The 12,144-nt window shown below is 34.1% G+C and carries 10 protein-coding genes and 1 tRNA gene; all 11 read right to left on the bottom strand.

All coding sequences use genetic code 11. From position 1 onward, the window contains the following. Positions 1 to 1,068 (bottom strand): quinone-dependent dihydroorotate dehydrogenase, encoded by a 1,068-nt coding sequence (locus tag ACFELZ_RS08250; protein WP_375316129.1) that lies wholly within the window; start codon positions 1,066 to 1,068, stop codon positions 1 to 3. Positions 1,069 to 1,215: 147 nt separating this feature from the next. Further along, a tRNA-Cys gene (locus tag ACFELZ_RS08245) sits at positions 1,216 to 1,287 on the bottom strand. A gap of 5 nt (positions 1,288 to 1,292) precedes the next feature. Next, positions 1,293 to 2,189 (bottom strand): class I fructose-bisphosphate aldolase, encoded by an 897-nt coding sequence (locus tag ACFELZ_RS08240; RefSeq protein ID WP_375316705.1) that lies wholly within the window; start codon positions 2,187 to 2,189, stop codon positions 1,293 to 1,295. 64 nt (positions 2,190 to 2,253) lie between these two features. Continuing rightward, positions 2,254 to 4,560 carry an AAA family ATPase gene (locus ACFELZ_RS08235; RefSeq protein ID WP_375316128.1) on the bottom strand — a complete coding sequence of 769 codons (2,307 nt, stop codon included), beginning with the start codon at positions 4,558 to 4,560 and terminating at the stop codon, positions 2,254 to 2,256. A 204-nt stretch (positions 4,561 to 4,764) separates the two neighbouring features. Then, on the bottom strand, positions 4,765 to 5,991 hold the full coding sequence (locus ACFELZ_RS08230) for a DEAD/DEAH box helicase (RefSeq protein WP_375316127.1): 1,227 nt from the start codon (positions 5,989 to 5,991) through the stop codon (positions 4,765 to 4,767). 35 nt (positions 5,992 to 6,026) lie between these two features. Further along, a complete protein-coding gene (locus ACFELZ_RS08225; RefSeq protein ID WP_064124857.1) occupies positions 6,027 to 6,278 on the bottom strand; it encodes a cold-shock protein in 252 nt (83 codons plus the stop codon). A 174-nt stretch (positions 6,279 to 6,452) separates the two neighbouring features. After that, complete coding sequence (locus ACFELZ_RS08220) at positions 6,453 to 7,787, bottom strand: TldD/PmbA family protein (protein ID WP_375316126.1); 1,335 nt, start codon at positions 7,785 to 7,787, stop codon at positions 6,453 to 6,455. 18 nt (positions 7,788 to 7,805) lie between these two features. Further along, on the bottom strand, positions 7,806 to 8,678 hold the full coding sequence (gene atpG / locus ACFELZ_RS08215; RefSeq protein WP_375316125.1) for an ATP synthase F1 subunit gamma: 873 nt from the start codon (positions 8,676 to 8,678) through the stop codon (positions 7,806 to 7,808). A gap of 209 nt (positions 8,679 to 8,887) precedes the next feature. Further along, complete coding sequence (locus ACFELZ_RS08210; protein ID WP_375316124.1) at positions 8,888 to 10,108, bottom strand: heme biosynthesis protein HemY; 1,221 nt, start codon at positions 10,106 to 10,108, stop codon at positions 8,888 to 8,890. Continuing rightward, positions 10,105 to 10,836 (bottom strand): hypothetical protein, encoded by a 732-nt coding sequence (locus tag ACFELZ_RS08205; protein WP_375316123.1) that lies wholly within the window; start codon positions 10,834 to 10,836, stop codon positions 10,105 to 10,107. The genes ACFELZ_RS08210 and ACFELZ_RS08205 overlap by 4 nt, the downstream gene beginning before the upstream one ends. Then, positions 10,829 to 12,058, bottom strand: coding sequence for a lipoprotein-releasing ABC transporter permease subunit (locus tag ACFELZ_RS08200; protein ID WP_375316122.1), 1,230 nt, complete (start codon positions 12,056 to 12,058; stop codon positions 10,829 to 10,831). The genes ACFELZ_RS08205 and ACFELZ_RS08200 overlap by 8 nt, the downstream gene beginning before the upstream one ends. Between the last annotated feature and the right edge of the window lie 86 nt (positions 12,059 to 12,144).

Raw genomic sequence — 12,144 nt, 5'->3', positions numbered from 1 at the left:
TTAATGTATACAACCCACCACCTCACTAATGTTACTAAATCCATCTCTCCTTATTAGTTCTGCAAGTTCTAGATTAATTTTGTTTACAACTTGAGGTCCGTGGTATATGAGAGCAGTGTACAACTGCACCAAAGAGGCTCCTGCCTTTATTTTTTTATATGCATCAGCACCACTTGAGATTCCTCCGCACCCTATCAATAATATTTTGCCCTTAGTAAATTTGTACATATCGCCCAATAACTCGGTTGAAAGTTTGAACAGTGGTTTGCCACTCAATCCGCCACTTTCGTTGTGGTGGGAATGCAGATTATCTCTACTTACCGTAGTGTTGCTTACTGTTAATCCGTCAATCTTATATTCCAACGCAAGCTCAGCAATATTTTCTTTCGTTTGCTGATCTATATCTGGTGAGATTTTTAATATTATTGCGGAATTATCAATTGATTTCCGGGTTAGAGTTATGGATTTCAACAATTTCGATAATTCTTGCTTATTGTGCAGATTGCGTAAATTAGGCGTGTTTGGAGACGAGATGTTCAGCACTATATAATTGCTTTTTCCATATACCATCTTTATTAAATCAACATAATCACTAATTTGGTCTTTCGATGCACTATTTTTTCCTATATTTATGCCAAAAATGCAGTCATCAAGCTTGGTTTCATCTATTTGTTTAAGAAAATAGTCTATTCCTTTATTGTTAAATCCCAATCTGTTAATTACCCCTTGATCTTTAATTAACCGAAAAATTCTTGGTTTTTTGTTTCCATATTGTGGATTACGAGTTACAGTACCAGTTTCAATAAACCCAAAACCAAATGAAAGCATAGGTCTTATAATTTCTGCATTTTTGTCAAAACCTGCAGCCAGGCCCACGGGGCTTCTGAGCTTATTACCAAAAAAATTTACACTCAAAGATTCTGGCAGCTCTATAGGATTCTTATAAGGTATTTTCTTTAATGCCATGATTGCCAAAGAGTGAGCAACTTCAGGCGGCAGTAAAAACAATAAATTACGTAATATCATTTTGTAAAACACTTTGCTTATTTTTAGTTTATTTTTTACCATGCAACACTATAAGAGTATAACCATAACTTGAAAAGAAATTGATTTTACTTATGAATAATGGATAAGCTTTCTCTATAGGTTACACACTTAAAGCTACTGTTGAATTGAGCAACTTTTACAAGATGTAGAAGATGTAGAAAATGAAAGAGGCCGGGACCGGAATTGAACCGGTATAAAAGGATTTGCAGTCCTCCGCATAAGCCATTCTGCCACCCAGCCATTTTTTATGTGTAGATATCCATTATATCTTTTAGCATAGATAAAGCTTCCTCCCTTTTGCGTTGAAAAGTGTTACGTCCAATGATTGAACCATTACCACCACCCTGCTTAATTTCTTTCGCTTCATTGCATATGTCATCTACTTCCTTCGATTCACCACCAGAAAAAACTACTATTCTTTTCCCTGCAAAACAAGATCTTTTAACATATTCAATTCTTTTAGATAATGATTCAATATTTTCTGTTTCTATTTTCTCCCTTTCCAAATATTGAGTTGGAAGTTTTACTTTGATTATATTAGCGCCAAGTAAAGCTGCTATGTGCGCAGCATAGGCAATAACATCAACTGCTGTTTCACCTTCTTTGGAAATTCCTTCACCACGTGGATAAGACCATAGCACTACTGCAAGCCCATAAGATTTGGCTTCAGCTACGATTTCACGGGCTTCTTCCATCATATCAAAACACTTAGCAGAACCAGGATATATAGTAAATCCAACAGCCAAGCAGCCCAAACGCAGTGCATCTTTCACAGAAGAGGTTATTGCTTGATCAGAAGTCAGATTTTTTGAATGTAAGGAGTTGGAACTATTAAGTTTCAAAATAAGTGGGAGCATTCCAGCATAAGTTGAAGCACCAGCTTCAATCATACCAAGTGGAGCAGCATATGCACTTACTCCCGAATCAACTGCAAGCTGAAAATGATAATGTGGGTCATAAGCATCAGGGTTAACTTCAAAGCTTTTTATTGGCCCGTGCTCAAATCCTTGATCTACTGGCAGAATCACTAACTTGCCAGTACCGCCAAGCTTTCCATGCATGAGAATACGAGCAAGATTTGCTTTTACCCCGGGGTTTTCACTTTCGTAGTAGCTTAGGACTTGTTTTACTTTATCACTTATCACTATAATTCAAATTAAATTTAAGTTATAAATTGTAACAAAGATGAAGTTCAATACAAGGATTTTAAACTATATCAAAAGCAATTTTATTTTCTACTTTATTCATATAGATTCTTAATTTCTTTCCTTTTGTTAATTTACGATTCAGTATTTCTTCCGCTAAGTAACTTTTTATCTCTTTTTCAATAAGTCTCTCTATCGGACGTGCTCCCATTTCCTTACTATAACCCATTTGTACAAGATAAGATTTCACTTCATCCTCTACCAAGCAGTTTATGCCTTTTTGCGTCAGTTGCTTTTTCATTTCTAGGACAAATTTATCCACAATATGCAAAATCACATCCGTATTTAAGTCAGAAAAAGAAATAATCGCATCAAGACGATTACGAAATTCAGGGCTAAAAACCTGTTCTATTGCTTTTTCGCTATCACCAATGTTAAAATTTTTATGCCCAAAGCCAACAAAACTTTTGCTGCGTTCAACTGCTCCTGCATTAGTTGTCATAATTAAAATTATATTGGAAAAGTTAACTTTACGTCCGTAAGTGTCTGTAACACAACCATAATCCATAATTTGTAGCAATATATTATAGATATCGCTATGGGCCTTTTCAATTTCATCAAGCAGCACAACACTATATTGATTGTTAGATACAGACTCTGTGAGTAATCCACCCTGATCATAACCTACATATCCAGGAGGAGAACCAATCATCCTTGATATCGTATGAGATTCAATATATTCGGACATATCAAAGCGTATAAGATTCATGCCCATGCTTTCTGCTAATTGTTTTGCTAGCTCGGTTTTACCAACACCGGTTGGCCCTGCAAAAAGATAATTTGCTAAAGGCTTATTGTAATTTCTCAACCCAGATTTAGCAATTTTAATAGAATTAACAAGAGATTCTATTGCCTGCTCTTGGCCAAAAATCACCTTTTCTAGATTAGCTTTTAAAGACTTTACTCTCTGCAAATCATCAGATTCAGATCCGCAAGGCACATTTGTAATTCTAGTAATGGTATTCTTAATATCTCTACTATTTACAATTTTACCCCTGTTTCTCAGCAATTTACAATATGCCCCTGCCTCATCAATAACATCAACCGCTTTATCAGGTAATATTCGCCCAGTAATATACTTATGCGAAAGTTCAGCCGCAGACCTAATGGCATTCTTTGTATAATATACTCCATGATACCCTTCATAGTAGTGCTTTATGCCATCTAGTATCTTTATCGTTTCATTAACAGAAGATTCTTTAACATTAATTTTTTGAAACCTTCTCGCTAGTGCTTTATCTTTTTCAAAACTAGTGCTGTATTCTCTATATGTAGTTGCACCTATACAACGTAGTGTACCTCTTGCAAGCGCAGGTTTGAGTAGGTTACCTGCATCAAGAAAGCTACCACTTGTAGAACCTGCTCCAATGATAGTGTGTATTTCGTCAATAAAAAGGATAGCACCTGGTTTTACCTCAATCGCTTTTATTATAGATTTTATTCTCTCTTCAAAATCACCTCTGTAGCGTGTCCCTGCAAGGAGTGATCCTAAATCCAAAGCATAAATTATACTGGACCTGAGCGCATTGGGAACACTGCCTTCAATGATCTTCAATACCAAACCCTCAACTATTGTTGTTTTGCCAACACCTGGGTCTCCAACATATAAAGGGTTGTTTTTTCTACGCCTCAATAATATTTCTATAGTGCGATTTAATTCATAATCACGACCAATAACATAATCTATTTTTTTGCTTCTTGCATAGTCATTTAAATTTTTACAATAACTTTGTAGAATTTCCTCATCTTTTAGTAGCTCACCTTTATTTACTGTAGTAGGAGCGTCATTATTTTTATCAAGTCTTACTTTATGATTGGTGGTGTATTCATCTATATCGTTAGAGTATTTCATATTAGATATATGGTAAATCAAATTGGAATCTTTCGCACTTTGTTTCTGCAATAGATCTTCAACGTATAAATCTTGCCCAGACAAAATTTCTACTAGAACACTTGCTCCATTTATTTCTTTTTTCCCCAAGCTATGAGCCCGTATTATTGCTCTGTGTATTATGCATTGAAACATTGAGCTAGGTTTAACTCCACTGATAATCAATTCAGAACTGCTTTGTAAAAACCCTTTTATATTATTATTATAATCATTAGCCTTAATATTGCATCTTGATAGAATGTTATCCATATTGATGATTTCATCGGCTCTGATATTACATCTTGATAAAACGTAATTTACATCCATGTCTTTAGTTAACGCCAGCAATAAATGTTCTACTTTCGCATATTTTAGATTAAAATTAGAAGCAATGAGTAGCGCTCTATTCAAACTTGCCTCTAAGTTTTTGGAAATCATCTCCTATTCTCTTTAAAAGTGGGAACTCATATATAATGAATAGCACACAATTATTAAAAAAATTGAAATCCAGCAGTTCGCTGTAGCCAATTTGAATCCCCACTCTGGATCTACGTCATAGCACCGCGATATCTCAACATAGATTCCGCTAATGAGTAGAGGAATGACGAGTTTTACGCTTATCAAGTTGTAGGTAAATCCTATTTAATAAGCTTTTTCTAGTACTCTGCTTTTCTTCTTAAATGCATTGATCTTTTTTCTACCGTATTTAGTCTTTAACGTACTTAGCCTTTTAAAGACCTTTTTGCTATTACGTTTTTTAAATTGCACACTACAATCAAAATTTGGCTCCCCTTCTTTGTCTGCCAATGCAGGCAGTCTTCTCTTATCTTGAGGTGTAACAAAAGATAGCGCATGCCCTTCAGCTCCAGCACGTGCAGTTCTGCCTATACGATGAATATAGTCAGCTTGCGATTGTGGTGCATCATAATTGATAACATGTTGAATGTGGGGAATATCAAGGCCGCGAGAAGCAACATCTGTTGCAACCATGATTTGATTGCGGCCACGACGAAAAGAATTAATGACCCTTTCGCGCTTGTGCTGCCTTAAATCACCATGAATTGCTAAAGCGCTATAGTCATCTTTGTGCAATCTGCTAGCTAGCTGATCCGCTCCTTGCTTTGTTTTGACAAAGATAATGATTGATCCTTCGCGCTGACATAGTTGTGTAACAAGCTTTTCATATTTTTCTGATTCTGATGCATAAACAATCTCTTGCTTAATTTTTACAGAAGTTGTAGCCTCACAATCAACAGAAATACGTTCTGGTCGATTAAGGTACTTCTCAGTAAGTTTAACTATATCACTAGGAAGAGTTGCAGAAAACATAAGAGTCTGCCGTATTTTTGGCAGATATTTCATGATCCCTTCAATTTGAATTCCAAAGCCCATATCAAACATACGATCCGTTTCATCAAGCACAAGAACGCTAACATTGCGAGTAATCAAAGTTTTACGCTCAATATGGTCTATAATACGACCAGGAGTACCTATTACAATTTGTGGTTTTTTCTGAAGCTGATTTAGCTGCCTAAAAATAGGCTCACCACCAATCAATAAAGCAACCCTTAGTGCAGAATTTTGAAATAAGAGTTTTCTTATCTCATTTGTTACCTGATGCGCAAGCTCCCTGGTTGGCACGATGACTAAAGCTGAACCAGTGTTAGGCTCATTCAGCAACTTAGCAACCAACGGAATAGCAAATGCCAAAGTTTTTCCAGTTCCCGTTTGAGCAGACCCAAGAATATCTTTACCTTGTAGCGCTAAGGGAATCGCTTGTATTTGAATCGGAGTTGGGACGAAAAGATTATTTTTATCTAGAGCTTGTGTAAGCGAAGCTGGGAGACCCATCTCATGAAAATTATTCACAATACGTTAACCCTATTAAAAGACTTCATAATAGATTAATCTTCCAATCTTAAATTTATTGCAGATTTTTTATCTTCTCCGTTTCTACCGCGCTCCTCTTTAACCTCATAACTCACCCTTTCTCCTTTTATCCCCTTCTCTTTATTCTCTCCTTTAAGTGTCTCAGGCCTTATTCCTGAACGTTCCAACGTACTAATATGTACAAAAACGTCACCCCCTTTACCTTCTGGCTTGATGAAACCATAGCCTTTTTCGGCATTAAACCATTTTACATTACCAAATTCCATTTAAACAACTCCTAAATTATTAACTAACATTACTAATGTGATGAAAAACTTTGAAATTACGATTGAGAATGCTTTAAGCTTAGCTATTGAAACTAAACCTTTATACTCCATAGTCTATCCTTAACATTACATGACAATAATACACAATTGTTGTACTTAATGCAAATAAATTTTTTAATCGTTAAGCGAACCTGCAACCGTCATTTCGCTAACTTTAATCGTTGGTGAATTAAATTGCCCACAAAAAGTTAGATCATCTGCAACGACTAAATTGCTAAACATATCCTTCAAATTGCTAGCAATGGTAATCTCATGTATTGGATACGTTATTTTTCCATTTTCTATAAAAAATCCGGAAGCGCCTTGGCTGTAATCGCCATTGATTAAATTAACACCAAAACCAAATAAATCAGTTACATATATTCCCTCTTTCACTTCCTGAATTAATTCTTCAAACGATACATTACCATTCTCAATGTAGAGGTTACTAGCTGCAGGAATAACTGCAGCATTACTTGCACGAGTTGCACTTCCGGTTGTTTCTGAGTCTAATTTTCTAGCCGAGTATAAGTCTAAAATCCAATTTTGTAATATTCCGTTTTTTACAAATATATTTTTCTTGCTAGTTACCCCTTCTCCATCAAATGGTCTCGATGCTATGCCTCTTGGCAACAATGGATCATCGATAATATTAATTCTATCGTTGAAAATCTGAGCGTTTAAACTACCCCTCAAGAAAGAACTGTTGCCTATAATACTGCTCCCATTTATAGCAGAAGCAAAACTTTTTACTAGCCCTTTTGCTGCTCTTTTTTCAAAAATAACTGGAAATTTACCAGTTTTAATTGTACGTGAATTCAATTGATCAACTGCTCTTTTTGCTGCTTCTTTTCCCATTAACTCTGGCAACTTTAAATCACTAAAATTACATGCTATATCATAATCGTAACCAACCTTCATTTCACTTTCTCTTCCAGCAACAACAGAGACCTGATTAGCAAAGGTTGATTTACTAAACGAGCCAATAAAACCAGAAACAGTCGATAATACTGTATTCACTAAAGCGTATGAAGAAGAGGCTCCTTCAGAATTAGTGATACTCTTATGTGCAAGGGCTGAATTTTCTGCAGCTTCAGCAATTTCTTTTAGGTTATCAACGGTTACAACATTATTATCTGAGATACTTAAATCTGCAGAAGAGATATAATTACTACCATTTACAGCAAAATTAATGCAAGGATCTTCTGGCGCATTCTTTGCCATTTCTACCACTTGACTTACCGTATCACTAAGATTATTCAAATCGTTTGTAGAAATATACGCAGCTTTGTTTTTACCTGCTATAGCTCTGATTCCTACAGTGCAATTTTTAGATTGTGATATTTGCTCAATTTTTGATAGACGCTGAGAAACTGAAGTCTTATTAGTTTCATATATTGTAACTTCCGCATCTTGATTCTGCTTTTTTATTAATTTAGTGATATCTGCTGCAATATTTAATATATTCATTTTCTATTCCTTAGATTTTTATAAAGACTCTGCACCACCTATAACTTCAATTAAATCAGTTGTAATTGCTGCTTGACGAGAACGATTATAAAGCAATGCTAGTTTGTTCAGCATCTCTTTAGTGTTTCTGTTTGCTGATTCCATAGCAACCATCCTAGCACTATTCTCACTTGTTGCACTTTCAAGCAAAGCAGAGTAAAGAGCAATTACAACGTAATCTTGAACCAAAGATTTTAAAATAAATTCAATATTTTGTGGTTCATACTCATAGCCGTAATCTGTTGTTGGACCAGCCAGAGAGTTGTCAATCAAGGATGAGTCTTCACTCCATGGTTTTATTGTTTCCAACATTGGTTTTTGCGTGAAGGTATTATAGAATTTACTATAAAAAACTTTAACTTTATCGTATTTACTTAAATCTATACCATCAACCAAAGCTTCTACGTGCTTTAACGTGATCCCCTTACTATTTTCAATTTTTAAGATACTTTTAGAGTCAAATCTATTTTTACCTACATCAAAAGCTTTTTTACCAAGAAATACAATATCTACTTTTTTGCCATTTGCGATTGACTTATTTACATGCTCTTGACTAAATTTGACAATAGAAGAGTTAAAGTTGCCGCACAAGCCACGATCAGACGCAACAATGAATACTAGGTAAGAACCGTCATTACTGATATTTAGAATTTTTGCCAGTAATTTTTGATCAACTGATAGCATTAATGAAGAAATAATGCTATGCAGCTTAGATATATATAATTTTGAATTTGATAATTTCTTTTGGCTTTGTAATAACTTTGCTGCAGAAACCATTTGCATTATTTTCGTGGTTTTCTGTACAGACCTAATATTCTTAATTCTTAAGGATAATTCCTTTAAGCTCTTCATTTTGTATACAACCCTGATTTATTAAAATATATAATTGTTAGTGTCTAAAAGCAAGTTTTTTTGACATTAGAACCAAGTCTAACTAAAAAACTTGCAGGTTTATTATTTTGAAACAAGGGTTATATTAAGAGATCTACTCCAAAAATTGTTCAATAGAGGTCTTTGATGGTAATTTCCCATATATTATTATCATCACACTTTGTGGAACCTTATAATATATAATAAACGCAATTAAAACTATTGCAATTTGAACATTTATGATCCCATTGCTTTAGTTCTCTGTTACAATTTTTACACTTCCAGCCCGGATCAGGCAAAGCTTCTGAGCCCATCTTGTTTAGCCAATAAATTACCTTGTCGTGTTCTTGCAATGTAACCTTAAGTTGTATTACAATAAAGTAGATTGACATGTAATTAGCCTTTTTCATAGCAGTGTCTAAATATTGACTTGCAAGATCATATTTACCTGAACTCATTGAGGACAAAGCAAGTAAACAGTAACTAAAATAATAATCAGGGCGTAAGTTGTATAGTCTTTCAGCACCTTTACTATTTAAATTGATGTACATTTTAGCTGACTGAGGAGTAGGATTTACTGCATATTCTGCCTCTAGCACTGCAGAAGCTTTTCTAATTTTTCCAAGTTTAATATATAATTCTGCTTTTAAATAATTGATGGACCGAAAGGTTGCATAATAACTTTGTGCTCTGAATAAAGACTTTATAGCTCCTTTAAAATCCCATTTACTTTCATATTGTTTTGCCAAAGCACAATAAAAAACTGCAAACATTTCTTTATGGTCAAATGGAAGAAAAATATTGAACTTAACTGCTTCCTTTAACCTCAAAATCGCATTAATCCAATCTTCTTTCAATATGCAATGCTCTATTTGAAAGGGAATAGATAGCATTTTATCATTAATTGAACTAGAGCAATATTCTATAAATTCTTGAAAGACTACTTTTTCTTGTTTGAGATGAACAATCAGCTTATTGGCCAGAAGTAGAGCTAAGTTACGATTTTTATTTGCAATATTTGTTAAACCGTTACTGAAAAAGCTGTAATTTCGCGTCTTACCTGAGTTAAAGAGCTTTATTAAAGACAACCTATCGCTCTTCTCATTTAGACTTTTAACTACCTTTTGGGCATTCTCTATATTGTTTAAGTCTATGCTAAAGAAAGCTTCAAAGAGAAGCAATTCTTCCCTATCCCTTCTTCTATTTCTTATGTTGGCAAATGTTGATAAAATGTAGGAAAAAAAGCGTACAAGTGTAATTAATAAAAATAATAAAACTACACAAGTAAAAATAATGAAATATAGATCAATACTTATAGTGTAATTGCCTAATTCCAATTTTATTACTTCACCACTTACCTTGACCCATATGCCAAATAAAAACGAAAGAGCGAAAATTATAAAATAAATCATGAGATATATTGTAATAAGTGATGATATATTGTTGAAATATTCTTAGAAGCTACAATAAAACCATTCAATTTATTCAGCCATGGCTTGAATTCTGAATGCGTTAAATTGCTTACTGTAACAGTTATATTTTGCCAATCATTATCGTTTATTGACTCCTCAATTTCTGCGAATTTTGCCCTTAATGGGTCATTTTTATCTTGTATTCTAATCCAGTTTGAAATGATTTTTTTAGACAATGTACTTTTATTGTAGTTAATAACAGCAATGGTCTTCTCAAAAGATAACTTCAACTCACGTAAAGTATCTACCTCTTTCAAACTTTCCAATTCATTTACTGCATTTTCTATCTCTGGATCATCAAGCTCTGATATCAAAGGCTTTATTGAATTTATATGATTATCAAATTTTGCTTCTCGCAATAACGAATTCTTCATTTTAACTACAAGTAGCAGCAATCTTGCGAGGTTCTTATGCCTTGAGCTACCATCACCTTGCTCACATTGAGTGTGCAGAACTCTCTTTAAGTCAAATATCTTTTTTTCTACCCTGGATTGATTAACTTCAAGTGACATTCTGAATTCATCTATTTTTTCCGCTAAAACATTTATATTGTCTTCGCTTTCTTGCTGACTTATTTTTAAAAAGATTATATTATTTATTGTGTTGTAACCGGTAAATAACAATACAATTAAGAACCAACCTATGTACTTTTGCTGAGTATCATTCATAACGTAGTATCTCCGCAGGATCTTGTGCAGCTGCCTGCAATGCAGGAGCAATTGTCGCTAAAAATGATAAGAGTAACGCAAGTGCAGAAATACTTACTACATCTTGAGGGACTAATATCACCGGTAAACTTGAAAAAAAGTATATCATAGGATCAAACAGCTTGAAGTTAGTAATGTTTTCTAAAAACACTCTAATACTTTCGATATTGAGAGAAAAAACGACACCTATAATACAGCCAAGACAAGTTCCCGTAAAACCGATTAATAGACCACAAGCGCAAAATATGCGCATAATGCTTCCACTTGTTGCACCAAATGTACGCATAATTGCAATCGCGGATTTCTTTTCTTGCACTATCATCATTAAATTTGAGATAATATTAAACGCTGCTACAACTATAATCAAAGTAAGAATTAAAAACATCACATTTCTTTCAGTTTTTAAAGCACTAAAATAATGGCTTTGCTGTGATTGCCAACTTTCAGCTTTCATTCCTATTTCTTTTTCTAGAGCATCTGCCAGCTCACCAGCTCTAGTAACGTCGTCTACAAGTACTTCTATATTTTTTATGCTATTTTCATAATTAAAAAAGGCTTGTGCTGATTTTAGAGGCATATATATCAAGGTATTATCATACTCAAACATACCCATATCAAATATTGCTATAACTTTATATTTTTTCATTCGCGGCATTTCACCAAGTAATGCATCAAATTCTTCAGATGATATAAACGTAATTTCGTCGCCATAGTCAACGTTCAAAGCTTCTGCCAATCGTGCTCCTATTATTATCCCTTCATCAAATTTTTTTACATCACCTATAATTACATTATTTGTAATGGTAGTACTATCAAGCAAATCTTTAGTTGACACACCTCGCACTACGCTACCTGCAATTTTACCATTTGCTACAATAATAACTTGATCATTGGTCATAGGAGTAGCTTTTAATATACCAGGAATTTTCTCAATAGATTTCGAAACTGTGCAGTAATCTGAATTTATGTTCCTATCAAAATAAACATTAATATGGCCATCAATGCCAAGTATTGAGTCAAGCAACTTTGCTCTGAATCCGTTCATCACAGACATCACCACTATTAGTGTTGCAACTCCAAGGGCAATGCCGATAATAGAGAACAAAGTCATTATAGAGCAAAATCTGGCATTTTTCGCTCGCAAATAGCAAGCAGCCATAGTAATTTCAAAGGCAATGGACATTACAAAATATTTTGAGGTTAAACATTATATTCTTGAAACTTCGTATAATTGTAGACTTTTCTTTATTTGAAAACTAGATATTTTTA

Source organism: Wolbachia endosymbiont (group A) of Colletes cunicularius (assembly GCF_964264715.1).
Lineage (GTDB): Bacteria > Pseudomonadota > Alphaproteobacteria > Rickettsiales > Anaplasmataceae > Wolbachia.
Note: the sequence above shows the minus strand (reverse complement) of the source record. Positions and strands in the feature narration are given on the sequence as shown.

Bases quoted from the DNA above. Each gene is read 5' to 3' on its own strand.
- ACFELZ_RS08250 (WP_375316129.1), bottom strand. From the start codon at position 1,068: ATGGTAAAAAATAAACTAAAAATAAGCAAAGTGTTTTACAAAATGATA.
- ACFELZ_RS08235 (WP_375316128.1), bottom strand. From the start codon at position 4,560: ATGATTTCCAAAAACTTAGAGGCAAGTTTGAATAGAGCGCTACTCATT.
- ACFELZ_RS08225 (WP_064124857.1), bottom strand. From the start codon at position 6,278: ATGGAATTTGGTAATGTAAAATGGTTTAATGCCGAAAAAGGCTATGGT.
- ACFELZ_RS08220 (WP_375316126.1), bottom strand. From the start codon at position 7,787: ATGAATATATTAAATATTGCAGCAGATATCACTAAATTAATAAAAAAG.
- atpG (WP_375316125.1), bottom strand. From the start codon at position 8,678: ATGAAGAGCTTAAAGGAATTATCCTTAAGAATTAAGAATATTAGGTCT.
- ACFELZ_RS08210 (WP_375316124.1), bottom strand. From the start codon at position 10,108: ATGATTTATTTTATAATTTTCGCTCTTTCGTTTTTATTTGGCATATGG.
- ACFELZ_RS08205 (WP_375316123.1), bottom strand. From the start codon at position 10,836: ATGAATGATACTCAGCAAAAGTACATAGGTTGGTTCTTAATTGTATTG.
- ACFELZ_RS08200 (WP_375316122.1), bottom strand. From the start codon at position 12,058: ATGTCCATTGCCTTTGAAATTACTATGGCTGCTTGCTATTTGCGAGCG.